The sequence below is a fragment of the Photorhabdus caribbeanensis genome, from assembly GCF_018448885.1.
In the GTDB taxonomy this organism is placed as follows: domain Bacteria; phylum Pseudomonadota; class Gammaproteobacteria; order Enterobacterales; family Enterobacteriaceae; genus Photorhabdus; species Photorhabdus caribbeanensis.
In genome coordinates this window covers 165,401-189,168 of sequence record NZ_RCWB01000005.1, presented here as the reverse complement: position 1 = coordinate 189,168, position 23,768 = coordinate 165,401, and the positions used below count along the sequence as shown (strand labels likewise).

Sequence of the window (23,768 nt, the reverse complement as noted above, 5' to 3'; positions counted from 1 at the left end):
TTTATGTTACTTTTCTTAAAAAATCTCTATCTTTATGCCCTTTTGCCAAATTTCCCGATCAGCACATTTTCTTCGCCTCGTTCCAGCATTTCCATATAATCGGCATACCATTGCAGCATTTCCCGGCGACCATCCAGATATTGGGCGTGGTTGTAAGTGCCTCGAATGCTGTTTTTATCGACGTGCGCAAGCTGTTTTTCAACCCATGCCGTGTTGAAGTCTTGATCGTGCAGGATAGTACTCATGGTGTGACGGAAGCCGTGGCCTGTGGCTCGACCTGAATATCCCATACGGCGGATCATGGTATTGATTGCCATATCAGATATATGCTTTCTGTAATCTGTACGGCTTGGAAAAACATATTGATAACTGCCGCTGATAGGCTGAATCTGCTTCAATAAATCGATAACTTGCTCTGATAACGGCACTACATGAGTACGGCGCATTTTCATTTTTTCGGCTGGAATTGTCCAAACAGCCTTATCTAAATTAATTTCTGCCCATTCAGCTTTGCGAAGTTCTCCCGGACGAACGCCCGTTAATATCAGCATACGCAATGCCGTTCTGACTATCTGACTTCCCATGTATTTATCAATGGAACGGAGAAATTCAGGTAATTCATCTACTGAAAGGTGAGCGTAGTGTTCGCGTTGATGAGGGATAAAGGCGCTCGCTAAATCTGGAGCGGGGTTATATTCGGCTCTGCCAGTAATGATTGCATATGTCCAAACTTCACCACAGCGTTGGCGGACTTTCTTTAATTTATCGGTAACGCCTCTCTTTTCCATAATAGAAAGGAGGTCTAATAATTCGAGGGGTTTTATTTCAGCAATCGGGCGATGACCAATATAGGGGAAAACGTCTTTTTCGAATGCGTCCATCATATCTTCACGATAACCAACAGACCACCTGTCTTTTCTTCCCTCGTACCATTCACGCGCAATGCTTTCAAAGGTGTTACTGATTTCTCCCTGAGCTGCAAGTTTTTTCTGTTTTTTATCTTGGTTGGGATCAATACCTTCGGCTATCAGTTTCTTGGCTTCATCACGCTTTCTTCTGGCCTCTGCCAACGTAATAAGCGGAAAAGTACCAATAGCAAGTAACTTTTCTTTTCCTGCAATGCGGTATTTCAGCCGCCAGTATTTAGAACCGGTTGTCTTTACCAGCAGGTATAAACCGCCGCCATCCGACAGCTTAAAATCTTTATCTTGGGGTTTTACTGTTTCAACTTGTCGGGCTGTTAGTTTCATATTTCTAGCATCCTTGCCCCTCACAGTAACGGGGGTATTTTTTTAGGGGGTACAGAAAGTTACCCCTATATACACCCCCTGACTGGGGTACATTGCAATAGATGCCAGTAGACGTTAGTAGCGCTTTATTTGGGAATTTTCGTTGATTTTACTGGGGAAAGTAGACTTTAAGTGATGCTGCTAGAAGTGTAGATGGCGGAGGAGGAGAGATTCGAACTCTCGGATGGTTTCCCATCGGCGGTTTTCAAGACCGCTGCCTTAAGCCGCTCGGCCACCCCTCCGCAATGGCGTGCACTATAAACAGCCCCGAGACAGATGTAAAGCCTCCTCCTGTTCAATTGCCGTAAATTTACCCTTTTTCATGGTCGTTGGCTTATTTTATCCTCATATGTGCATACCATTCTTGGGTACAGAAGTGATTTTTGCTAAATTACGGCTACTTTTCTTTGATGGTTATTAATGATTATGTTGGTATTCGAAGGTCAAGAAATCGAAACCGATGCGCAAGGTTATCTGAAAAACAGTAGTGACTGGCAGGAAGCAATAGCTTTACTCCTCGCCGAACAAGAAGAAATCACTTTGACTGAACAGCATTGGGAAGTCATTCGTTTCATCCGGGAATTTTATAAGGAGTTTAATACATCCCCGGCTATCCGTATGTTAGTAAAAGCAATCGCACAAAAGTATGGCGAAGAAAAAGGCAACAGCCGCTATCTTTACCGTCTGTTTCCCAAAGGGCCGGCAAAGCAGGCAACTAAAATTGCCGGGCTGCCGAAACCGGTAAAATGTATCTAATCAACAACCTAGCTCAGTGGCGGACGCTAAAATCTGCAACATCCTCCACTGTGCAGGATTGAGATGAAAAGTTATCTATTCGAGCTCCCGGTGGGCCACCCTGCTCCAGCCAATGGGTTAATTTATTTAGTTGTTCACTGTCACCATAAGCTACGATTTTGACACTGCCGTCATGCAAATTACAAACATAACCTGTCAGCTTATTAAATTTCGCCCAACGAAAAGTTTGATAGCGAAATCCAACTCCCTGAACCCGCCCATAAACATAAATTGTTATCCCATATTTAATCATAATTACCCCCTATCAACCCAATCACCTTGCGGTATCGCTCACATATATAGTTAAGCACACGACTGTTGGTTGTGTTTTATATTTACTACAGCTAACCTGAAATAGATGAAGTTATACTCGCAATTAAAGCAAAAAAAAGACTTCAACCACCGGGTATGCTCTTGTAATTCACCTTACTGCCCTTATATCAATGTCAATGCAAGATCTTTTTTGGAGGTGACTATGATTATCGCCAGCAAATTCGGTATCGGCCAACAAGTACGTCACAAGCTTCTTGGCTATTTAGGAGTCATCGTGGATATTGATGTGGAATATTCTCTGGAACAACCCCAAGAGGATGACATTGCATCCAATGCCACCTTGCGTTCCGCTCCCTGGTATCACGTTGTGATGGAAGATGACAACGGTCAACCTGTACATACTTATTTGGCTGAAGCACAATTAGCCTATGAAACATCTGATGAACATCCAGAGCAACCTTCTCTAGATGAACTAGCAGAATCCATCCGCAATCAGCTACTGGCCCCAAGACTGCGCAATTAATCCTCTATTTATACCAAACAGCCTAGGCAGTTATTGTGTTTTAAGCTGCCTGTACGGCAGTGCACACCGAAAGCCACTGTCGATGCTGTTTTCAACGTTTCTAAGCTGCCTGTACGGCAGTGCACTTTGAAGCCCCGGTAAGCGAGGTTGTGATTCACTTTCTAAGCTGCCTGTACGGCAGTGCACAACACTTCTATTATAGCTATGTTGTGCCTCTTTTTCTAAGCTGCCTGTACCATGCCGGCATCGTATTCAAACCGGCCTGACCTTTCTAAGCTGCCTGTACGGCAGTGCACGTCCCAAGCGTCTGACGATTAATTTAATTCCATTTCTAAGCTGCCTGTACGGCAGTGCACTAACGTAGAGATTTTCCCTGTAACAATAATAGTTTCTAAGCTGCCTGTACGGCAGTGCACAGCAAGTCCTCTACGCTAATTTGATCATTCACTTTCTAAGCTGCCTGTACGGCAGTGCACTTTTTATCTGGTAAGTAAAAGTCTTCCCTCATTTTCTAAGCTGCCTGTACGGCAGTGCACATGCAAATTCAACTATTTTTAACATGCTGACATTTCTAAGCTGCCTGTACGGCAGTGCACGATGATTATCAATCAAAGCACCTGTCGATAAATTTCTAAGCTGCCTGTACGGCAGTGCACAATTACATTTTTATGAATTGATTGATTTTAATTTTCTAAGCTGCCTGTACGGCAGTGCACAGTCCCGTGTGTCACAGTTGCGCCGATACTACTTTCTAAGCTGCCTGTACGGCAGTGCACAAATAGAGCCGAATTTTAACAAATTTCAGTGATTTCTAAGCTGCCTGTACGGCAGTGCACAGAAAAGTTCAATTCGGTGATGGATATTCCCATTTCTAAGCTGCCTGTACGGCAGTGCACTTCGGCCATTCGGAATCAAAGCAAATCCCGCATTTCTAAGCTGCCTGTACGGCAGTGCACTTTCACACTGTTCAGCAATGTAAGAAACTGACGTTTCTAAGCTGCCTGTACGGCAGTGCACATGGATGGGGTATTCACTGGCGATACTCTTTTTTTCTAAGCTGCCTGTACGGCAGTGCACTTCAACGCAAATAACATGGTCGATGGTTTTATTTTCTAAGCTGCCTGTACGGCAGTGCACTAAAACAACGCATTCCGCATTAATTCTTGCACTTTCTAAGCTGCCTGTACGGCAGTGCACATGAAACAAATTACAAATATATATCACTTACTTTTCTAAGCTGCCTGTACGGCAGTGCACATAATGGCCTCCATTAAACTAATGCGGGTTGCTTTTCTAAGCTGCCTGTACGGCAGTGCACTTTATAACAAAGTAACGCCCATGCCGCGTAAGTTTCTAAGCTGCCTGTACGGCAGTGCACATTATTTCCCTAGTGCGTAGGGAGGTCAGGAGTTTCTAAGCTGCCTGTACGGCAGTGCACGAACAATAGCGGCAGTCCCTACATTCAATTTTTTTCTAAGCTGCCTGTACGGCAGTGCACTGTTACATATTAACCTTAAGTTGCTGACTGTTAAAGAATATAGTGATAAAAAATGAAAAAACCCTTTTTTTAGGAGATACTTTATTTTTCTTTTAAATCAATAGGTTATTTTTTGATGATAAAAAAGGGTTAAAACTGGAGTACAGCAAAAACACCTATCTTATAGCAATAAAAGTGTTGATTCTGGCAAAACTTAGCAACCATAAGAACAACTAAAATTGCCTTAAGATATTGTAATAACTGTAAAAGCAGATTTTATAAGATGTCTGGAACAGTAAACTCAATATCCAACTTAAACATTATTTGAACACCTGGAACCCGGACACCACTTTTCATCCAACGCCTTAAGTTTGTATTAGATATTGGTGCCAGGCTCCCTTCGTCCATTGATTAGACACTAAGTAACTACAAGCTGAAAAATATTATTTTTCGAGTCCCAATCTTGGAATTTCAATTTTTGGGCAGCGATCCATAACAACATCCAGACCTGCTTCCTCTGCCAATACTTTTGCTTGCTCGTTAATAACACCAAGTTGCAACCAAAGAACATCTGCCTTGATATCTATAGCTTCTTGCGCAATGTTATATGCAGCTTCAGCATTACGGAATACATCAACCATATCAACAGCCTGTGGAATATCTGCCAGTTGTGCATATACTCGTTGGCCAAGCAGTGTTTGTCCGGCAAGCTTCGGGCTGACAGGAATCACCTGATAGCCTTGTTCCAGTAAATAAGCCATAACTTTATAACTTGGACGAGTAGTTTTTTCACTCGCACCTACCAGAGCGATTGTTTTTACTCGTTTTAGTATGTCTGCAATTTTCTGGTCACTCATTCACTCCTCCTTAAATTCAATATTTTTACTTTGTTTATTTATTACAATGTATATGATAAACATTGTTATCAATTAAGCTCACTGCTTTCGAAAACACAATAACGATTACTAAAGGTATCCTCATGGAATTGACAACCCGTACAATGGCAATCGCTAAAAATATAGCGCTTATTGCACATGACCACTGTAAAACTTCGCTACTAACTTGGTCCAAAAAACATAAGAATTTACTCAAGAAACATCATTTATACGCTACCGGCACAACCGGTAATCTGATTCAGAACGAAACCGGATTATCCGTTACCAATATGCTTAGTGGCCCAATGGGTGGAGATCAACAAATTGGTTCTCTAATCTCAGAAGGGAAAATTGATATGTTGATATTTTTCTGGGACCCGCTTAATTCCGTACCTCATGATCCTGATGTAAAAGCACTGCTGCGCCTTGCTACAGTATGGAATATCCCTGTTGCAACCAATCTGGCCTCTGCGGATTTTATTGTTAGTTCTCCTCTGTTTTCTGAATCAGTAAGTATTCAAGTGCCTAATTATCAACACTATTTGAATGAGCGTCTGAAATAAGTCTTTACAACATATACCTACAACTACACGTTTTCTCCAAGTCAGATACTAGGAAAAAACAAGAGTGGGATTTACAGAAAAGATATCCCATGATAGCCCTGAATATTTCAGCCAGGCAAAACCTCAAGGTTTACGTTGAACAGGCACATTTAGCCGTTCTAATTGATGCACAAACACCGATGGATTCTTCTTGTCCTGCATCAACCACACCTGTTTCTTTGCTCTTGTTAATGCAACATACAAAAGGCGACGCTCCTCCGCATTCGGAAAATCTTCCGGCGACGGCAATAAAACCCGGTCTATGACAGATTCCCTTTCTGGTGTAGGAAAACCATCTTGCCCCTGATGCAAACCAAGAATAATGACGTAATCCGCTTGCCGCCCTTTGGATGCATGGATAGTCATAAACTCTATTTTCAGTTTAGGCCAGCGAGTTGCTGCTTTTTTCAGTAATTCAGGTTTTAAATAGTGATAACGTGCTAGTAATAAAATCGTTTCCTGCTCGGTGACATAACCACTCATTTTATTCAATAAAGATTCAAGCTGATCTTCTGGCAGGATGACAATTGATTTTTTATTACCCTTAATCAAACTATTTAGTGGCTTCCTCAACTGATTTGGGTTTTGTTGCACAAACGTGTTAGCAACCTCACCAATCCTATCATTAAACCGATAAGAGATATCCAATATACATTCGGCATCTTTACCAAAATGATCAGCAAATACGGTAGTCAACATCGATTCCGCACCACTGAAACGATATATTGCTTGCCAATCATCCCCTGCGGCAAACAGACAGCTTTGGCTATTTTGCGCTCGCAATGCAGTGAGCAATTTGGCCCCTAATGGTGAAATATCCTGAAACTCATCGACCAGAATATGCTTCCACGGGCTGATAAACCGTCCTTTATCCAGAATATTCACTGCCTGATGGATTAACCCTGAGTAATCAACAGCACCTTCTGTTTTTAATTCAGATTTCCACGCTTTTAATAAAGGCCCCATCAGGCGAATACATTTTTGAAACCGATCCAGATACTCTTCCTGAGCTTGCTCTATCATCGCCTTCTGACTACCACCATGTATACGCATCAAACCCAACCAACGCTCAAGCCGGTCTGACAAACGGTCAGCAAGTTGTTCATCGTGCCAAAATTCACCTTCCGGCACTTCCCATTTCAACTCTTCCGTCAGGCATTCCCGCCAACCTTTGGCCTGTGCTTTCTTCTCACTGCATTGTTGTTGCCAGTGTTTAATCAGAAAATCTCTTCTTTTTTGTTCGTCAGTTTCCAATTCACTGATTTTTGGTACTTTATTACTTCCTTGCTGAATGATATGCAACGCCAGAGTATGAAACGTTTTTACTTTAATATCATTCACATCAAGACGGATATGAATCCGTTCATTCATCTCACTTACAGCCTGATTATCAAACACCAACAGCAATATTTGTTCGGGAATCACCTGTTGGCGAAGTAATAACCAACCCGCTCTCGCAACTAACACAGATGTTTTTCCACTCCCCGCGCCAGCTAGGACCAGAACTGAATTTTCACCGTTAACAACCGCCAAACTCTGAGAAAGATTTAACGGAGATGTTTCTACCCGCTGAAAAAAGTCACGATGTTGCTCCAACATGCGTTCTGTCCATTGCAGATTCATTTTTTCAACAAGCTTTTCGCCATTCTCAAGCCAGCGCAAACACGTTTGATAATCATCCCGGCAATTATCAAATTGTTCCAGACGCTGTAACAGCAATGGTAAAGCCTGAAATGCTGCCTGAATCCGCTGCTGTAACTGGAGCAAATCCGCTTTTTTAAACCAGCGATTCTGCTGGTCAATTTTGTTGATTTCACTAATCTGAGTTGCCAGTACATTAGCACTAATATCACTCATTTCCTGGCTCCATTTCTGCCATTCACCAAGCAGATAATGGTAAAAACGCTGAGTTTGCTGCCATTCAGTGCCATGAAGACGAACCGCTTGTCTATCGGGCAGTTCAAACTCTAACTCCCCCCAGACAATACCTCGTTTACATTGAATATTAATTAACTGGTTAAATGGGATAAGGTATTGATGCTTTTCACCACTGACTTCAATACCCGCATTCAACAAACGCACCCGATTATAAGGATGCTGAGCAAGACGTTGGCCAATTTGTGTTGCTTTAAGTTCCATTATCGAGCGCCATACCTAAAAAATGTTTTATACGAGTTTTTTATCACTAATAAACCTTTTATCATAATGTTACTTATGGCCGTTATTATTACCTCAGAGGTATTTTGTGCTAACTGTTTTATCTAGTCTGCGCCGTTTTCTTTATAACAGTCATTTTCTCTATTATAACCGTCTCCTAATAGCCTTGACTGGAACAACATTAGTACCTTGGTTTCTGGATCAAGAGCCTAAAATAACTATCTCATTGACCTTGGGCGTTGTTGCCGCAGCACTCGCCGATCTTGATGATCGTCTGACTGGTCGTTTACGTAACCTAGTTATCACACTGATTTCTTTCTTTATCGCTTCCGCCTCTATTGAATTACTGTTCCCCTATCCCTGGCTTTTTACCGCCGGGCTGGCGTTATCCACTTGCAGTTTTATCTTATTAGGAGCCCTCGGACAGCGTTATGCCACTATTGCATTTGGTGCGTTGTTGATCGCAATTTATACCATGCTTGGTTCGTCTATTTTCCCACTATGGTATCAACAACCCCTATTCCTGCTGACAGGTGCAATCTGGTATAACCTGCTAACCCTAATGGGTCATTTGCTGTTCCCTATCCGTCCGTTACAAGACAATCTAGCGCGTTGTTACCAACAACTTGCAATTTACCTTGATGCTAAAGCTAATCTGTTTGATCCCGATATAATAGAAGAAGGATACCAACAATCCGTCGTTAATGTGGCAATGGCAAACAGTGTCTTAGTTAACACGCTAAATCAAGCCAAAACCTCCCTACTGACCCGTCTGAAAGGCGATAGCAGCCAACGAGGAACCAACCACACTCTGCACTATTATTTTGTTGCACAAGATATTCACGAACGTGCAAGTTCATCCCATGTGCAATATCAAAGCTTACTGCACACTTTTCGTTACAGCGATATTCTGTTTCGCTTTCAACGTCTTCTCTCTATGCAAGCCCGTGTATGTGAACAAATTGCTCAATCGATACTTTGGCACAAACCATACCAACACAATCCGCATGTCGAACGTGCATTTAGCTATTTGGAAAGTTCCCTACAACAACTCAGTAAACAACAGAAACATAACCTCAAGATTACCGCCTTATATAATTTGCTGAAAAACCTACGCGCGATTGATGCGCAATTAGCTAGCATGAGTTCTGGACAATACAATCTTCCCAGAGACAGAAAAGATGAGACTCAACTATCTGACGAAACGCTGACTGGCTGGCGTGATATCTGTTTAAGGATCAATCGTCACCTAACCCCGCAATCAGCCCTGTTCCGCCACGCAATCCGTATGTCTGTTCTGTTATGTAGCGGCTACACCATGATCCAGTTGTTGGATTTACAACATGGATATTGGATTTTACTAACCAGTCTATTTGTTTGCCAACCCAACTACAGCGCTACTCGCCGCCGTTTGACACTGAGGATAATAGGAACCATTGCCGGTGTATTGATCGGCTTGCCAATCCTTTACTTTGTGCCATCAATTGAGGGGCAACTGGTGCTAATTGTTATTTCTGGTGTATTGTTCTTCGTCTTCCGCAATACCCAGTATGCACATGCCACTCTGTTTATCACATTACTGGTACTATTATGCTTCAATTTGTTAGGTGAAGGCTTTGAAGTCGCATTACCAAGAATTATTGATACATTAATTGGTTGTGGTAGCGCTTGGTTAGCGGTAAATTTCATCTGGCCAGACTGGAAATTCCGCCAGTTATCACGAGTGATAAATCGGACGATGAACACCAATTGTCGCTACCTTGATGCCATTTTAGCTCAATATTATCAGGGAAAAGATAATGGATTGAACTATCGAATTGCCCGCCGTGATGCCCATAATAGTGACGCAGAACTGACATCCGTTATCTCAAACATGTCTGCCGAGCCGAAAAGTGACCAAACTACTCAAGAAAAAGCATTCCGGCTATTGTGCCTAAATCACACCATGTTAAGTTACATCTCAGCGCTGGGGGCACACCGAGATAAACTGGATAATAAAGTCACTCTAGACATTCTTAATGATGCTGTTTGTTATGTGGATACAGCATTAAAACCTGCATTAATAGATGATGATAGAATTAAGCAAATATCTGTCAACATAGTGAAAAGAATTGAGCAAGCTCCGGCAGAACGAAATAGTAAAGAGCAACTGGTGTTGCAACAAACTGGTTTATTAATAGAATTGCTACCTGAAGTTGTTAATATTATTAAACAAATTAATCAATTATAACCAGATTGATATACTGGGGCAGTTGACTGCCCCTTTCATTAGCTATTCTCGATAAAGATCTAACAAGCTAGTTCCTTATGCCAACGTAATAAATCATTACGGATCTGTACCGGTAAAACGGCTGAATGACATCCTTCAATTGCACCAGCCAAAGCAAGTAATAAACTAACATTAGAATTTCTTTTATATTGATGCAGTTTTAAATAACAGGCTTTCGCACCTAACAACCGTAAATCTTCAACTTTACATATTCCAACTTTCCATAACTGGCGTTCCAAAGACATTCCAAGATTAGGCAAATCTTTCAAGCGCTCTGGCATTTTCTTTTTACCCGCCATTTCAATAAGTGAGTAGTGATAAGCCAAATACGCATATTGAGATAACAACTCTTGATCTTGCCAAAGTGATTCAACCACCTGGTAATAACGCAAAGTTACAGGCACTCCCTTTTTCGAGTAAATATAGTTTTTCATTCCTCTGGCTTTAAATAATACTTCAGCATGTCCATTTCCTCGTAAATATAATTCTCCATCAGCAATAATAGCGAACATAATCCCATCTGCTAACAGGCTGTAACCGCCGAACTGTGGCTTCCTTGTCAACGTTCCAAACGAAGAAAAACCATTTTTGAGTTGAGTAAAACGTACCTCAGACAAAAACATACAGACCACTCCATGAGTTTTGTACAAATAAATCTCTTATCCATAGATTTGTCCCAATTATTAGTAAAATAAATAACAGGAACAAGCAATTAAAAACATACGCAATTCAATTTTCTCTGCCAACGGTTAAGTGAGTTTACAGCCATTTACAGTCAAGATTTGCGAAGCTCTTTGAAAAAATAGACTTGATCTTGGTCTGATATGAAGATACTGTATATTAATACAGTTAATTGTGGCGAGGTTCATTATGGGCATTCAATCATCCTGGGTTTACCCTTCTCAACATCAGTCAACCAAAAAACAGTTATCTCCCTCTTCACCTACACAAGATAATTCAACTAAAAGAGAGGGGGTGGTAAAAGAGGGTAAAGAAGGTATAGTGAGTGAATTGATTTATGGTGATAACCAATATAACGATAACCAAGCTGTCATTAATCGTATATTACTACCTCTGTTGCGCCAATCAGGAAATGAAGCCCGCTGGTTGCTATGGGTTAATCCACATAAGAAACTAAGCCGCCAATGGTTAATTAACTCCGGATTACCTTTAGATAAGATTGTCCAATTAAATCGCATCAGCTCCATTACAACGGTAGAAGCAATGGAAAGAGCATTAGCGAGTGGTAATTACAGCGTGGTGCTTGGCTGGTTGCCAAAGTTATCAGAAAGAGATACCGTAAAATTACGGGTTGCGGCACAAAAAGGTAATGCGCTAGGCTTTATTATGCGCCCACAAGATCTAAATAAAGAAACCAACTATGCTGAGTCGCGAGCAGATTTACTCAAAATCCATTCCATTTACTATCATTGACCAAAACTAGGAATTATTGCAATATTCATAACACAAAATAACCAGATCAGACCGAAAATCACTAATCACAATTAAAATCAATTAATTAAGGTAAGATTAATTGTAAAGAATAGTAAAGTTTTTTTTGAAATCATACATTATCTTTTAAATTTTTTACTCTATTAATCAAGGAGCACTTGTAACTTTTTAACTTCGTTGTAGACTTTACACCATTAAAGGTTACTGCACTTAATGTACCCTAGTATTGTTTGGTCTATCGGTTTTATGAAAGTGCGGTATTCCTAACTGAGTTTTTAATCAATATGGCTCAGCAGCCTATCTTAGTAAATATTAAAAGATACTATACCTATGGATTTCAAGATGCATCGCGACGGCAAGGGAGTGAATCCCCGGAAGCATAGATAACTATGTGACTGGGGTGAGCGAGTGCAGCCAACAAAGAGGCAACTTGAAAGATGACGGGTATAAATTAGTGCAGGTCATTCTTATGGATGAATAGTGAACACGGAAACGCGCAAAATTCAAAGCGTACCCACAATAATGGTACCGGAGAATTTGAGCACAATTCAGTGCTCACTTTTATTACAAAGAATGGCAAATGAAAGCCTAATGGGATAGGCAGTAAGTAAAAGGCTCCCAAAGCCAATTGCCTATTGGGTGATGATAATAACGAGGCGTTAAAATGAAAAAGACAGCTATCGCGATAGCAGTGGCAGTGGCCGCTTTCACAACTGCAACGCAAGCAGCTCCAAAAGACAACACTTGGTATACCGGTGGTAAGTTGGGTTGGTCCCAATACCATGACGTGAACTTCTACGGCAACGGTTATACCAGTGCAATCGGTAATGGTTCTACTCACAAGAACCAATTGGGTGCAGGTGCTTTCTTAGGCTACCAAGCCAATCCATACCTAGGTTTTGAAATAGGTTATGACTGGTTAGGGCGTATGGCTTACAAAGGCAGCGTCAATAACGGTGCCTTCAAAGCCCACGGTTTCCAATTGGCAACCAAACTGAGCTATCCAATTATGGATGATTTGGATATCTATACTCGCTTAGGTGGTATGGTTTGGCGGGCAGATTCCAAAGCAAATTACAGCGCAACTAATACTCATCTGAAAAACCATGACACCGGTGTTTCTCCACTGGCGGCCATCGGTGTTGAGTATGCGATAACTAAAGACTGGGCTACCCGTCTGGATTACCAGTGGGTTAACAATGTCGGTGATGCAGGCTCAGTAGGCGCACGTCCTGATAACGGTCTGTTAAGCGTAGGTGTCTCTTACCGTTTCGGCCAAGATGAAGCAGCAGCCCCAGTTGTTGCTCCAGCTCCGGTTATTGCGCCAACACCAGCCCCAGCACCCGTTGTTGAAAATAAACGTTTTACCCTGCGTTCTGACGTGCTGTTCGAATTTGCAAGTGCTGAGCTGAAAACCGAAGGCAAACACACTCTGGATCAACTCTATACTGAGTTAGCAAATATCGACCCAAATCAGGGCAAGGTGCTGGTTTTAGGCTACACTGACCGTATCGGTAAAGATGCTTACAATCAGAAACTTTCTCAAAAACGCGCTCAAAGCGTAGTTGATTATCTGGTATCTAAAGGTATCCCTGCCGGCAGTATCAGCGCAGAAGGTCACGGTAAAGCAAATCCAGTCACCGGTTCTACCTGTGATAAGATTCGCAAACCTAACCTAATCAACTGCCTGGCGCCAGATCGTCGCGTAGAGATCGAAATTCAAGGCATTAAAGAAGTTGTTACTCAAGCAAAATCCGCTCAATAATAGCCTTTCTTGGTTATAATTAATCATCAAAAGCTCAGAAAGCCCCATTGCTAAATGGGGTTTTCTTTTACTTACACTGAAATTTTATACCAAACCTATTAAGAGGCTTGTTGCGATACCAATCTATACCCGTCATCTTTCAAGTTGCCTCTTTGTTGGCTGCGCTCACTCACCCCGGTCACATAGTTCTCTATGCTCCCGGGGATTCGCTCCCTTGCCGTCGCGATGCATCTTGAAATCCATAGGGTATATAACAACTGAAATTACTCTTTCCTACCCAGAATAGCTTCCAAGTCGTGTTTCAAGCTAGACATCTGGTTGGCATATTTTTCTTCCCGCTCAGCATCTTCAATTAACTGAATGATAGTTTCGGACAGCGTATTACCCCGTCGCTGAGAAAGTGCAGATAAGCGATGCCACACGGGAAAATCTAAATCGATGGATTTCTTACGAGTATGCTGATGTTCCGCATTAAAATGCCGTTTACGCCGAGCGCGGATAGTTTGTTTCATCCGGTTAGATAAATCAGGATTCATATGCTGCTCAATCCATTTCAGTACCTTTACCGGTTCACTCTCAAGTTCAATGAGTTTATCAACTGCTGCATGAGCCGCGCTGTTTTCAATATATTTAGTAATTAGCTCGCCTTCTTGATGTTTTTTCATCAGATAAGCCCACTTCCAGCCACATTCCAAATTTTCCAGTTGTTGATATTTCATTTTACTTTCTCAGTGACAGCGTAACTAAAAATAAGCATAACAACTATTTCAGTAAATTGCTTATAGCCAAACTGATTAATATCTGCTTTTTGATCAAATTATGTTTTACATAAGTGTCTACCATAGCAAACATTCAAGCATGTTGGTTTATATCTTAATCTTGTATAATCGGCACTTTCCTACTTTACAATATATAGCGATCATTTTGACCACTAACAAACTAGACTGGCAGGCATTACTGCCGAATTGCGCGCCTTATGATGCGCTTTTTCATTCTGCTTCCCAACAGGCACCTGCCAGTATGGAAGCCGTTCAATCACGGCTACATAGTGGCTTGCAGCTTTTTTGCCGGATGGATTTCCGCCAGCCTTTTATGCTATTGAAAGCTGAAGAATGTGATGTTTATTTATCAGCGTTAGCTGAGTCTATCCATCCATTGCTCACCAAAGAACTTCCCCAAATTGGCGGCAATTATCACATCCAGCAACAGAAAATTAGCTGGCAACCATCAACAGAGGGCCATTTCACACCTGAGTTACGTGTCGCTTATCGTGAATGGATAGAAGCAGAGCAATTATTTGGCAGCTTCCATTCTCACAATGGAGAAATTCACTTACAACCCGGTCTGATTCATCAGGTAAATGGCGGTGTTCTTATTCTGCCATTACGTACCCTACTTTCTCAGCCATTAATGTGGGTTCGCCTGAAACAGATGATTATTCAGCAACGCTTTGAATGGTTGTCTCCAGATAGCAGCAAACCGTTACCATTGCCTATCCCCTCAATGCCATTAAAGCTACGTCTGATTCTGGTTGGAGATCGTCTAAACCTTGAAGAGTTTCAGGCAACAGAACCTGAATTAGCAAAAAGCGCTCTGTATGGTGAGTTTGATCTGGATATGCCATTCCATAATGAGCAGGATTTAAGCCTGTGGTGCAATTATATCAATGGGCTTATTCAACAATGGCAATTGCCTCCACTGAATCATAATGCCTGGCCTGCGCTGGTCCAACAAGCAACTCGTCATGTAGAAGATCAATACCGCCTGCCTTTGGATATGCTTTGGCTGCAACAGCAGCTCACTACCGCTGCACTCTATCAGCAAGAAAATCAGATTACAGCTCAATCCATTAAACAAGCAGAGGAAAATCGCCGCTGGCGTCACAACTATCTGCCAGAACGCGGTTTAGAGGAAATTCATCAAGGCCAAATTCTTATCAACACCCAAGGCATGGTCATCGGCCAAATTAATGGATTATCTGTGCTGGAGTACCCCGGCCATCCTGATTCAGTAGGAGAACCATCCCGTATCACTTGCGTGGCTCATATGGGAGATGGGGAATTTATTGATGTTGAACGCAAAGTCGAGTTAGGTGGCAATATCCATGCGAAAGGCATGATGATTATGCAAGCCTTTTTGATTTCCGAGCTAAAGTTGGATCAACCGCAGCCTTTCTCTGCATCTATTGCATTTGAACAGTCTTATGGTGAAGTTGACGGCGACAGCGCTTCTCTTGCTGAATTATGCGCACTGATTAGTGCGCTTTCCCTGCAACCCATAGATCAGCAACTGGCGGTCACAGGCGCAGTAGATCAATTTGGTTACGTTCAACCCATCGGTGGTATTAACGAAAAAATCGAAGGTTTCTTTGAAGTATGCTATCGCAGAGGACTCACTGGCCAACAGGGGGTTATCCTACCAGCAGCGAACGTCCGTCATTTATGTCTTAACCAAGCCGTTGTAGATGCGGTAAAAGAGCAAAAATTCCATTTATGGTCAGTAAAACATGTTTCTGAAGCGCTGCCTTTATTAACAGGTATCCCTTATTATGATCAACAAGAAACACACTTGTTAGCTATGATACAAGAACGTATAACACAGGCGAATAATCAGGAACGACCTAAATTCCCGTGGTTTCTTCGCTGGTTGGGTTAATTCAGAATGTCTGATCGGAGTTGTTCAGCGTACAAGTGTACTCTATTATTTACCCTACATTAAATATAAGGCTATCTGATAATTATGGTTGATAAACGTAAATCCTACACAAAAGAAGATCTTGTCGCATCTGGACGTAGTGAGCTGTTCGGAGAAAATGGGCCACCATTACCATCTGGTAATATGCTAATGATGGATCGCATCATTGAAATGACAGAAAACGGTGGTACCTACGATAAAGGTTACATAGAAGCCGAGCTGGATATTACCCCTGATTTATGGTTTTTCGACTGCCATTTTATTAATGACCCGGTAATGCCTGGCTGCCTTGGCCTTGATGCCATGTGGCAATTGGTTGGATTCTTCCTTGGCTGGTTAGGCGGTGAAGGAAAAGGCCGTGCCCTTGGCGTTGGCGAAGTTAAGTTCACCGGCCAAGTATTACCAACAGCGAAAAAAGTCATTTACCGTATCAACTTTAAACGCGTTATTAACCGTAAATTGATTATGGGGCTGGCTGACGGTGAAGTGTTAGTAGATGGTAAAGTCATCTATACAGCAACGGATTTGAAAGTGGGCTTGTTTAAAGATACCAGCTCTTTCTAATCAATAATCAGTAACATATCGAAAAGGAAGGTGACTGGCTAATTGCTTTTCACCTTTTTCACTAAAAGCACACCACCAAGCAAACAGCATACTATTTGAAAAAAATATTTGCTTGAAAAAATACTTGATATTGTTTTTGTCCTTCAAAGACAATTTCGGTTATATCTTAGAGTATGAGATTCAAAATCAAACTCTAACCTACCTCGATCAATAATAACATGAAACCACATCTGAATGGCTTGCAATATAAGCATTTAGTTTATTGCTGGCTAATTAGCATGCAATTGACAAATTGTGCTATGCTCAAATTAACCTGACATATCAAATAAGCTCATAAAAGCATACTGATATCAGGTTTAACATTAATAAAGCTTAATATTTTTGATTATTATTGATAAACACAACCAAGGGTAATTTGTATGAACATCAGAAAAATACTGCTCATAATCGTAGCATTAACTGTTACACCAACTGCCATAGCGCTAAATAAGATTGAAGGTACCATTGAGATGCTACAAGCATCTAACACTAATGGCGATTGCCTTGGAAAAATAGTCACTCCTACTCGCGCCCAAGGATTTCGGTGGGTATGTACTTATAGTGCCGGGTCGATACTTTTATCAATGCTTCAAACCGCCTATTCAAGTCATGAAAATGTAGCCATAGCAGTCCAGGGGGATGCGGAATATAGCCCTCTCTATAAGGTTCAATTACGTCACAAATGTTTATCAAACCCTGCTTACTGCAATTATCCTTCGCATTAGTAGATAAATTACTTGATGGCCGCAATATCAGCCATATTGGAGGTTAAATAGGATGTATGAGCTGGCGGCCATGAATTCTATCTCATCAAATTTCGCAAACGGAATCCCAAAAAGAACAATACAAAGAAATAGGAAACCAGCACATTATTCACATTAACTTCTATACGTACCCTATTTACTACACTCAATGCATCAACATATCCGTCGTATGATGTTTTAAATAGGTTAAACAAATCTACTAATAGAATTCAATCTGACAGATATCTGTATAAGCAATCAGTCACTGTCAGATTAAATTTGGGATATATACACGTTGATTAAGGAATGGAGGTTTTTTCTCACCTAACCTATACATCAGCTTGGCAGACTAAGCCATCATCGCCCTGTCTTCCATAGCCTGACGCCACCCGCCTAACCAATGAGAACGAGCATCTAATGAATAATAGGGACAATGCTCCCTTGGACGCCCCAAAATACCTGCGTGGTACCCTCTCGATAACGCACGTGCTAAACGATCTCGTTTCTGTCTCTTCATGCTTTTATTTACCTCATTAAGCTAGATCAGTAGAAAGAAAACAGTGGTCATCATTTATCCAACCACAATTTAGAAATACCCCTATAAATTTCGAAAATCAAGTCAAGAAATTCATATTAATGTAATATTTGTTATATTAGTACAGAGAAAATCAATAAGGCATTAATAATAAAGAGAAATTTTTATCATGCTGATAATACCAATTTTCTCCGAGCGTAAAGGTCTTACACCCGGAGAATGGCTGAGGGTTACGATTGGGACATTAATTGATTGGCAATAGCTTTCGCCAACTGACTCCATCCTTTTGCCAATGTGCGAACTAAATCATCATAACCATCCTCTTCTTGTTTTAGTTCTATACTAAAGGGCTGTTTAACGACACTCGTCTCACTCCCCTGACAAGTTAATGTCCAGTAACCTTGCAAAATCACCTTACCATCATAACGACCATGAAAGCTGGTTACTGTTACATCCAAAGTATCTGGTTTATTAACCAATGGTTGGGCCGACACTAAACGCTGTGGCAGCGCTATGGTTAATTCTGCTACCAACACTTGCTGTAACTGCTGTTCAAGTGGACTTGCCCACAAGTGATTCGCCGCACTGATATAACTAACATCACTACTTTGATATACCACACCGGGAGATGACAGGTAATCGGACAACATAACCCGTTGTACCCATAATTGGCGATCATGCTGCACAATAGCACTCTTTTGTGATGCTATTGTGACTACCGGTAATTGATAATAAGTTTTTTCTGGCTGACGGCTACAAGCAGAAATAAAAATCACTAAAATTAATGCCAGTCTTCTCATCATTTTTTAGCCTTTTTCGGTTCTGGATCTTCAATTGGCTTAGCCTCAAAAACTAACGCATTGCTCTTATTATTCAGCGTTCTCAGCACAGGCCGCAGCTCACTCAACACTTGATCTAACCGCTGCATATTATCCAACATCTTGTTATAAGCCGGTGAACCAGGCTGGAAGCCTTGCATACTGCGATTAAACTCCTGCAATGTTTTCTGTATATCTTTCGGCAGATCTTTAGTTTCAGGATTTGCCAGCACTTTATTCAATTCATCAAGAGTCTGCTGTGCTTTTCTGATCGCTTTCTGACTCTCTTCCAAAGTGCGAATAGCCTGATTAAACATTGGCTCAACCGGCATATTATTAATTTTGTCTAACGCAGCAATAACCTTATGTTGAATTTGAGCAAGGCCGCCACTGATTGTTGGCAATAGCGGATAGCCTGCAATTTCATACGGGCCAGCCCACTCTTTTTCATTTGGATAAAAATCCAAATCAATAAACAGCGCCCCCGTTAGCAAATTACCTGACTTGAGAGACGCCCGCAGACCACGTTTGGTTATGCTATTCAGCTCCTTCTCAACATCAAACCCTTCCCCCAACTCCTTCTCAAAGCGCTCCGGCTCAATGGAGATAAGCACTGGAATACGAAAATCGTTATCCAACCGCTGTCTCATTCCCTCGGAATAGAACGGCACTTTCGCCACTGTTCCCATACGGATACCACGGAACTCCACCGGCGCGCCCGGCTGTAATCCTCGGACAGAATCAGAGAAGAGCAACAGATAATCTTTATGTTCGGTATATAAAGAATCTTGAATGCTTCTTTGGTTATCAAAAAGTTTGTAAGTAGCTTTTTCCTTAATTGACTCACCCAATTCCCAACCTTTAGGTACATCAAAGCTGACACCACCACCAAATAGCGTTGATAAAGAAGCCATTTCAACACGCACCCCTTGGGAAGACATATCAAGGGTAATACCACTCTCTTTCCAAAAACGGACATTGGTTGTCAGCAAACCATCATAAGGCGCATTAATAAATAGCTGATATCTCATCAGATGCGATTTCGGTTCAAACTCGCTGGTTTCAACAGAACCAACCCGATAACCACGAAACAATACTGGATCGCCCGGATTAAGCTGACCAGCTTTATCACTGATTAGGATAACGCGGATACCTTTCGCATCAGGTGAAGCCAATGGTGGTGAATCCAACAAATTAAATTTATCTTCTTCATCCCCATTCGTTCCCGGTTGAAGTTCAATAAAAGCCCCGGACAGAAGAGTACCAAGGCCAGATATTCCATCACGACCAATCTGCGGTTTCACTACCCAAAAAGCACTATCACTACGTAATAGATTTTCCATGCCATCATTTAGCCGGGCCTTAATAATAACTCGACTGAGATTATCACTCAGCATGACCTTCTCAACCACGCCGACATCCACACTACGGCTTTTAATTTTAGTTTTTCCGGCTTCAATGCCCTCCGCGTTGGAGGTAATCAACGTTACTTCCGGCCCTTGGTGGTTGAAATGGTAAAACAATATCCAGGCGCCAATAAGCACAGTGACAATCGGTACAATCCAGACTGGCGACCAACTTTTAATTTTATCGATTTTAGCCTGACTCTGGTCTTCAACTTTATCCGTCATCTTGACACTCCTTCATTGCCATATAACGAATGTTTAATGTTGGTTCTATCCCAAATTAAACGCGGATCAAATGTCATTGCCGCAAACATGGTCAGGATCACAACTAAAGCAAAAATAACTGCCCCCATTGCGGGGTAGACACTCATAAATTTCCCCATACGTACCAGTGATGACAATATTGCGATAACAAATACATCAATCATTGACCAACGGCCAACAAATTCAACAATTTCATAAATAAAATGCATTCGCGCGGAATCTCGTTTACCGTGACCTTTGGCATCCCAACATAACCAACCAATTGCCAGCATTTTCAGTGATGGCACCATAATACTGGCAATAAAAATGACTAAAGCTACCGGATATGAACCTACACTCCATAGTAGTATCACTCCAGCCATAATAGTGGAATCACTCTGATTACCTAATGATTCCGTCACCATCATTGGCATGACATTAGCAGGAATATAAAGCATTAAAGCCGTCACTATCAGTGCCATTGTCCATTGCAGACTATTACGGCGACGGGCATGTCCACGAGTATGACAACGTGAACATATTAACTGGTCTGCCGGTAAAATAGCCGTACAACACTGACATAATCGAACCCCCTGCACTAACCCCGATCTTCCCGCCTGTAACGATATATTCACCTTAGGTGCGAGCGCTATCTGATTCCATAACCAGTGGCGATCCAAACATTGAAATGCTCTCACCTGGAGAAGACAAAACAGACAATATGGCAAAAAACTTAAACCTAACCCAATATCACCATAAGCCATTAATTTAACGAAGCTAACGAATACCCCTGCCAGAAAGATTTCAACCATACACCAGCTTTTCATCTGAAATAAAACCCTGGCCAACCAGATTTTTACCTTCTGAGAAATAACAACACCCTGGCACAAGAGAATAATCGCTACCATACAAAACGCAGGCACCAGTTGAACACAGAGCAAAAAGAATGTTCCCACACTGACGTAATTTTCATTAAACATCACCAGAGGGATTTGGGATAAGGTAATTTCACTGCCAATTCCCGCCACGCTCATGCTAACAAACGGAAACAGGCAGGCCATTAACAGCATAAGTAATGCACTGACAGCATAACCTGTTGGCTGATGTTTAGGTTCTTTCCACCATGTGACTAATGTCGTCTTACAACGAGGACAGACCGCCTTCGTTCCCTGAACCCATTCTGGCAATGTCACCAGCAAATCACATTGAGGGCACAATACCATTTCATGGTGATGATTACCGGAACACAAGGTTTTTCTCCTGTAAGGAAATTGGGAATATCCACAGAATCATACTCAGAAAAATTCCGCAGTATGATTCTGCTCATTATGTTAACTATTGGTTATTTTTCAATGTTTCCAATTCATGCCAGCGATCAAAAGCAGCTTCTAATGCTTGCTCTTTTTCCGACAGCTCAGTCAGTATTTTTTGGGTTACTACATGAGGCTGACTAAAAAATTCAGGATCACTCACTTGAGATTGTAACTGCTCAAGCTCTTCTTCTAGTTTCTCCAGCAATGATGGTAATTGCTCTAATTCTCGTAATAAATGGTAACTCATTTTGTTACGAGAATTTTTTGGCGACTCTTTAACCTTTTCTACTTTAATTTCCGTTTGCGGTTTTTTCTCATTTTGCTGGCGCAACGATATAGTTTGTTCACGCTGTTGTTGAGCATCGTAATAACCGCCAACATAATTATTGATCACACCATTACCTTCGAAAATCCAACATTCAGTCACGGAGTTATCAACAAATTGACGATCATGACTGACCAGCAATACAGTACCTGTATAATTGTCTACCAGCTCCTCCAGCAACTCTAATGTTTCCACATCCAGATCGTTGGTTGGCTCATCAAGCACCAACAAATTACTGGGTTTTAGGAACAGACGCGCCAGCAACAACCGGTTCCTTTCACCACCAGAAAGCGCTTTAACCGGTGTCATTGCCCGTTTTGGATGAAACAGAAAGTCCTGCAAATAACCCAAAACATGACGAGGACGACCATTCACCATCACTTCCTGTTTACCTTCAGCCAGGTTATCCATTACAGTTCTTTCAGGATCAAGTGCTATCCGATGCTGATCAAAATAAGCAATTTCTAGTTTAGTGCCACAATGAACACGGCCACTACCAGATTGCAGCTCACCTAACATCAGTTTCAGTAAAGTTGTTTTGCCACAACCATTTGGCCCCACCAGTGCAATTTTATCCCCACGCTGAATTTGCGCACTGAAATTATTGACCAGTTTCTTTTCACCAATTTGGTAGTTAACATTTTCCAGCTCAAAGACAATTTTGCCGGAACGACTCGCTTCTTCCATCTGTATTTTAGCGGTTCCCATTACTTCACGACGTTGTGAACGCTCAATACGTAATGCTTTCAATGCCCTGACGCGCCCTTCATTACGAGTACGACGCGCTTTAATCCCCTGACGTATCCACACTTCTTCCTGAGCCAACTTACGATCGAATTCAGCATTTTGCATCTCTTCCACACGCAATGCTTCTTCTTTACCTTCAAGAAACTTATCGTAATTACCCGGCCACGACACTAACTTGCCGCGATCTAAATCGACAATACGGGTTGCCATATTGCGAATAAATGAACGGTCATGGGAAATGAAAACCAGACTACCCTGAAAATCTTTCAGGAAATTTTCCAGCCATTCAATCGTATCGATATCCAGGTGGTTAGTTGGTTCATCAAGCAGCAAGACTTTTGGTGAACTAACCAACGCCCTCCCCAATGCCGCCTTACGCAACCAACCACCTGAAAGAGAAGAGAGCTTCGCTTCCGCAGGTAAAGAGAGCTGTTTCAATACGTCATTAATCCGGCTATCCAGTGACCATAGCCCGCGGATATCCAGCACTTCCTGCAATTCTGCCAAGCGGTTGAGGTTTTTCTGATTCGGTTCTTGCTCCACCAGACGGGAAACCTGATGAAAAGATTTAATATATTCGGCCTGCTCCTGAACACCTTCAGCAACAAAATCAAAGACCGTCCCTTCCACATCGCGAGGAGGGTCCTGTTGTAAACGAGAAACAATCAGATCCTGTTCGTAAATAACTTGACCATCATCCAACGGCTGCTCTTTTGCCAATACCCGTAACAAAGTCGATTTTCCAGCACCGTTACGACCAACCAGACAAACCCTTTCATTTTCTTCTATATGCAATTCTGCATTATCAAGTAATGGCGCATCACTGAACGCCAACCACGCACCAGATAAATTGATCAACGACAT

At 41.8% G+C, this 23,768-nt stretch carries 19 protein-coding genes, 1 tRNA gene and 1 CRISPR repeat array; of the genes, 8 read left to right on the top strand and 12 right to left on the bottom strand.

The genetic code is table 11. From position 1 onward, the window contains the following. Positions 1–32 precede the first annotated feature (32 nt). Together EAE90_RS05815 and EAE90_RS05810 are read right to left on the bottom strand one after the other, a co-directional pair. Positions 33–1,250, bottom strand: a complete 1,218-nt coding sequence (locus EAE90_RS05815) for a tyrosine-type recombinase/integrase (protein ID WP_214052691.1) — start codon at positions 1,248–1,250, stop codon at positions 33–35. A 193-nt stretch (positions 1,251–1,443) separates the two neighbouring features. Then, positions 1,444–1,531 (bottom strand) — tRNA-Ser (locus tag EAE90_RS05810). Between the two features lie 184 nt (positions 1,532–1,715). On the opposite strand from EAE90_RS05810, the gene tusE reads away from it, so the two are divergent. Continuing rightward, a complete protein-coding gene (tusE, locus tag EAE90_RS05805; RefSeq protein ID WP_036783230.1) occupies positions 1,716–2,045 on the top strand; it encodes a sulfurtransferase TusE in 330 nt (109 codons plus the stop codon). A gap of 13 nt (positions 2,046–2,058) precedes the next feature. Here tusE and yccX read toward each other — a convergent pair whose 3' ends face one another. Beyond that, positions 2,059–2,337, bottom strand: a complete 279-nt coding sequence (gene yccX, locus EAE90_RS05800; protein ID WP_214052690.1) for an acylphosphatase — start codon at positions 2,335–2,337, stop codon at positions 2,059–2,061. 222 nt (positions 2,338–2,559) lie between these two features. On the opposite strand from yccX, the gene hspQ reads away from it, so the two are divergent. Next, on the top strand, positions 2,560–2,880 hold the full coding sequence (hspQ, locus tag EAE90_RS05795) for a heat shock protein HspQ (RefSeq protein WP_036807155.1): 321 nt from the start codon (positions 2,560–2,562) through the stop codon (positions 2,878–2,880). 267 nt (positions 2,881–3,147) lie between these two features. Beyond that, positions 3,148–4,378: a CRISPR direct-repeat array (repeat unit 28 nt; unit sequence TTTCTAAGCTGCCTGTACGGCAGTGCAC). A gap of 422 nt (positions 4,379–4,800) precedes the next feature. Here hspQ and EAE90_RS05790 read toward each other — a convergent pair. After that, on the bottom strand, positions 4,801–5,214 hold the full coding sequence (locus EAE90_RS05790; protein ID WP_214052689.1) for a CoA-binding protein: 414 nt from the start codon (positions 5,212–5,214) through the stop codon (positions 4,801–4,803). Positions 5,215–5,336: 122 nt separating this feature from the next. Between EAE90_RS05790 and mgsA the strand changes: the two genes are divergently transcribed. Then, positions 5,337–5,795 (top strand): methylglyoxal synthase, encoded by a 459-nt coding sequence (mgsA, locus tag EAE90_RS05785; protein WP_214052688.1) that lies wholly within the window; start codon positions 5,337–5,339, stop codon positions 5,793–5,795. Between the two features lie 123 nt (positions 5,796–5,918). Here the strand turns inward: mgsA and helD are convergent, their stop codons facing one another. Then, positions 5,919–7,973: a DNA helicase IV gene (gene helD, locus EAE90_RS05780; protein WP_214052687.1), complete on the bottom strand. Its 2,055-nt coding sequence runs from the start codon at positions 7,971–7,973 to the stop codon at positions 5,919–5,921. A gap of 106 nt (positions 7,974–8,079) precedes the next feature. Between helD and yccS the strand changes: the two genes are divergently transcribed. Further along, a complete protein-coding gene (gene yccS / locus EAE90_RS05775; RefSeq protein ID WP_214052686.1) occupies positions 8,080–10,221 on the top strand; it encodes a YccS family putative transporter in 2,142 nt (713 codons plus the stop codon). A 59-nt stretch (positions 10,222–10,280) separates the two neighbouring features. Here the strand turns inward: yccS and EAE90_RS05770 are convergent, their stop codons facing one another. Beyond that, positions 10,281–10,883 (bottom strand): TfoX/Sxy family DNA transformation protein, encoded by a 603-nt coding sequence (locus EAE90_RS05770; RefSeq protein ID WP_214052685.1) that lies wholly within the window; start codon positions 10,881–10,883, stop codon positions 10,281–10,283. A gap of 247 nt (positions 10,884–11,130) precedes the next feature. On the opposite strand from EAE90_RS05770, the gene sulA reads away from it, so the two are divergent. Continuing rightward, positions 11,131–11,694 carry an SOS-induced cell division inhibitor SulA gene (gene sulA, locus EAE90_RS05765; RefSeq protein WP_214052684.1) on the top strand — a complete coding sequence of 188 codons (564 nt, stop codon included), beginning with the start codon at positions 11,131–11,133 and terminating at the stop codon, positions 11,692–11,694. Positions 11,695–12,376: 682 nt separating this feature from the next. Continuing rightward, positions 12,377–13,477 (top strand): porin OmpA, encoded by a 1,101-nt coding sequence (ompA, locus tag EAE90_RS05760; RefSeq protein ID WP_214052683.1) that lies wholly within the window; start codon positions 12,377–12,379, stop codon positions 13,475–13,477. A gap of 263 nt (positions 13,478–13,740) precedes the next feature. On the opposite strand, the gene matP is transcribed toward ompA, so the two are convergent. Beyond that, positions 13,741–14,196: a macrodomain Ter protein MatP gene (gene matP, locus EAE90_RS05755; RefSeq protein WP_214052682.1), complete on the bottom strand. Its 456-nt coding sequence runs from the start codon at positions 14,194–14,196 to the stop codon at positions 13,741–13,743. Between the two features lie 205 nt (positions 14,197–14,401). Between matP and EAE90_RS05750 the strand changes: the two genes are divergently transcribed. Both EAE90_RS05750 and fabA read left to right on the top strand, forming a co-directional pair. Then, positions 14,402–16,132 carry an AAA family ATPase gene (locus EAE90_RS05750; protein ID WP_214052681.1) on the top strand — a complete coding sequence of 577 codons (1,731 nt, stop codon included), beginning with the start codon at positions 14,402–14,404 and terminating at the stop codon, positions 16,130–16,132. Positions 16,133–16,216: 84 nt separating this feature from the next. Continuing rightward, positions 16,217–16,735, top strand: a complete 519-nt coding sequence (fabA, locus tag EAE90_RS05745; RefSeq protein ID WP_214052680.1) for a bifunctional 3-hydroxydecanoyl-ACP dehydratase/trans-2-decenoyl-ACP isomerase — start codon at positions 16,217–16,219, stop codon at positions 16,733–16,735. 1,131 nt (positions 16,736–17,866) lie between these two features. Here fabA and rmf read toward each other — a convergent pair. The 5 genes from rmf to EAE90_RS05720 form a co-directional block, all read right to left on the bottom strand. Beyond that, the gene (rmf, locus tag EAE90_RS05740; RefSeq protein ID WP_011146047.1) at positions 17,867–18,034 is read right to left on the bottom strand and encodes a ribosome modulation factor; all 168 of its coding nucleotides are present in this window, start codon (positions 18,032–18,034) and stop codon (positions 17,867–17,869) included. Between the two features lie 248 nt (positions 18,035–18,282). Continuing rightward, on the bottom strand, positions 18,283–18,855 hold the full coding sequence (gene pqiC / locus EAE90_RS05735; protein WP_214052679.1) for a membrane integrity-associated transporter subunit PqiC: 573 nt from the start codon (positions 18,853–18,855) through the stop codon (positions 18,283–18,285). Beyond that, entirely contained in the window at positions 18,852–20,501 is a 1,650-nt protein-coding gene (gene pqiB, locus EAE90_RS05730; RefSeq protein WP_214052678.1) for an intermembrane transport protein PqiB, read from the bottom strand. The genes pqiC and pqiB overlap by 4 nt, the downstream gene beginning before the upstream one ends. Continuing rightward, a complete protein-coding gene (gene pqiA, locus EAE90_RS05725) occupies positions 20,498–21,769 on the bottom strand; it encodes a membrane integrity-associated transporter subunit PqiA (RefSeq protein ID WP_214052677.1) in 1,272 nt (423 codons plus the stop codon). The genes pqiB and pqiA overlap by 4 nt, the downstream gene beginning before the upstream one ends. Positions 21,770–21,854: 85 nt before the next feature. Next, positions 21,855–23,768, bottom strand: coding sequence for an ABC transporter ATP-binding protein (locus EAE90_RS05720; RefSeq protein ID WP_214052676.1), 1,914 nt, complete (start codon positions 23,766–23,768; stop codon positions 21,855–21,857).

Coding starts and splice junctions, on each gene's coding strand:
- EAE90_RS05815 (WP_214052691.1), bottom strand. CDS start 1,250: ATGAAACTAACAGCCCGACAAGTTGAAACAGTAAAACCCCAAGATAAA.
- tusE (WP_036783230.1), top strand. CDS start 1,716: ATGTTGGTATTCGAAGGTCAAGAAATCGAAACCGATGCGCAAGGTTAT.
- yccX (WP_214052690.1), bottom strand. CDS start 2,337: ATGATTAAATATGGGATAACAATTTATGTTTATGGGCGGGTTCAGGGA.
- hspQ (WP_036807155.1), top strand. CDS start 2,560: ATGATTATCGCCAGCAAATTCGGTATCGGCCAACAAGTACGTCACAAG.
- EAE90_RS05790 (WP_214052689.1), bottom strand. CDS start 5,214: ATGAGTGACCAGAAAATTGCAGACATACTAAAACGAGTAAAAACAATC.
- mgsA (WP_214052688.1), top strand. CDS start 5,337: ATGGAATTGACAACCCGTACAATGGCAATCGCTAAAAATATAGCGCTT.
- helD (WP_214052687.1), bottom strand. CDS start 7,973: ATGGAACTTAAAGCAACACAAATTGGCCAACGTCTTGCTCAGCATCCT.
- EAE90_RS05770 (WP_214052685.1), bottom strand. CDS start 10,883: ATGTTTTTGTCTGAGGTACGTTTTACTCAACTCAAAAATGGTTTTTCT.
- sulA (WP_214052684.1), top strand. CDS start 11,131: ATGGGCATTCAATCATCCTGGGTTTACCCTTCTCAACATCAGTCAACC.
- ompA (WP_214052683.1), top strand. CDS start 12,377: ATGAAAAAGACAGCTATCGCGATAGCAGTGGCAGTGGCCGCTTTCACA.
- matP (WP_214052682.1), bottom strand. CDS start 14,196: ATGAAATATCAACAACTGGAAAATTTGGAATGTGGCTGGAAGTGGGCT.
- fabA (WP_214052680.1), top strand. CDS start 16,217: ATGGTTGATAAACGTAAATCCTACACAAAAGAAGATCTTGTCGCATCT.
- rmf (WP_011146047.1), bottom strand. CDS start 18,034: ATGAAGAGACAGAAACGAGATCGTTTAGCACGTGCGTTATCGAGAGGG.
- pqiC (WP_214052679.1), bottom strand. CDS start 18,855: ATGATGAGAAGACTGGCATTAATTTTAGTGATTTTTATTTCTGCTTGT.
- pqiB (WP_214052678.1), bottom strand. CDS start 20,501: ATGACGGATAAAGTTGAAGACCAGAGTCAGGCTAAAATCGATAAAATT.
- EAE90_RS05720 (WP_214052676.1), bottom strand. CDS start 23,768: ATGTCGTTGATCAATTTATCTGGTGCGTGGTTGGCGTTCAGTGATGCG.